This window comes from Nocardia sp. NPDC058666, from assembly GCF_042714895.1.
GTDB lineage: Bacteria > Actinomycetota > Actinomycetes > Mycobacteriales > Mycobacteriaceae > Nocardia.
In genome coordinates this window covers 1-1,072 of record NZ_JBHXRY010000114.1, presented here as the reverse complement: position 1 = coordinate 1,072, position 1,072 = coordinate 1, and the positions used below count along the sequence as shown (strand labels likewise).

Genomic DNA, 1,072 nt, shown 5'->3' with positions numbered 1-1,072 from the left:
CCTCCTGGGTGATGTCGCCCTTGTCCTTGAGCGCGGAGAGCTTGTGCAGCTCGTCCGCGCTGCCGCCGCCGGTCCCGGCCGCCTGCTGCACGTAGGAGCGGAAGGCCGCCTGCTGTTCCTCGGCCTGCTTGCGGTCCCGCTCGTGCATGCTGTGCCCGCGGAAGATCAGGTACAGGAGAACGCCGACGAACGGCAGCACCAGCACAACGATGAGCCAGCCGGCCTTCCCCCAGCCGCCAAGGGAGTGATCACGGAAGACATCCGTGATGACCTTGAAGAGGAGGAAGAACCACATGACCCAGACGAAGAACCACAACATCGTCCAGAAGAGGTTCAGAAGCGGGTAGTCGTCCATGCTCGACTCCGATCATGCACCTGGTAATCCATTCATACAGGTGACCCCGGCCACTCGCATGCCGGCGGCCGGCTCCGGTCGCGCGATGGGCGTTCGGCCGTTCTCCTGAAGCCATGGAACGCACAGCAGCCGACCGGCGCCGACGCGTCCTGCTGGGCCACGTCCTGCGCTCGGTGTCCTCGGTGGCCCTCCTCACCGCGCTGTACTACGTGGCGCCCCTGGAGGGCGGGTTCGGCATCGGCACCGTCCTGACGCTCGTGGTCGGGCTGGCGGTCTTCGGCCTGCTGACGGCCTGGCAGATCACCGCCGTCTCCCATGCGCAGTTCCCCCGGATGCGCGCTCTGGAGGCCATGGCCACCGGCGTACCGCTGTTCCTGCTGCTGTTCTCCTCGACGTACTACCTGCTCGCGGAGCAGGACGCCACGTCGTTCTCGGAACCCCTGACCCGCACGGACGCGCTCTACTTCACCATCACCACCTTCGCCACCGTGGGATTCGGGGACATCGTCCCCACCGACCAGGGCAGCCGGGTGCTGGTCACCGCCCAGATGGTCGCCGACCTGATCCTCATCGGGGTCATCGCCAAAGCACTCGTCGGGGCGATCAAAATCGGCATGCACAGGCGCAGTTCGCAGGCACCCGGCCTGGAGGACGAGCCCTGAGCGGCGAAGTGCGCCCCCCGGGTGGACCATCGAGGAAGCGGAAAGGAAGTGAGCC

The 1,072-nt window shown here is 66.7% G+C and carries 2 protein-coding genes; one reads left to right on the top strand and one right to left on the bottom strand.

Features of this window, described 5'->3' with window-relative positions:
- A partial coding sequence (locus tag ACFWVD_RS28895; protein ID WP_379248095.1) for a PLDc N-terminal domain-containing protein occupies positions 1-355 on the bottom strand: 355 nt, incomplete at its 3' end.
- A 113-nt stretch (positions 356-468) separates the two neighbouring features.
- Between ACFWVD_RS28895 and ACFWVD_RS28890 the strand changes: the two genes are divergently transcribed.
- Complete coding sequence (locus ACFWVD_RS28890) at positions 469-1,017, top strand: potassium channel family protein (protein WP_081522896.1); 549 nt, start codon at positions 469-471, stop codon at positions 1,015-1,017.
- Positions 1,018-1,072 lie beyond the last annotated feature (55 nt).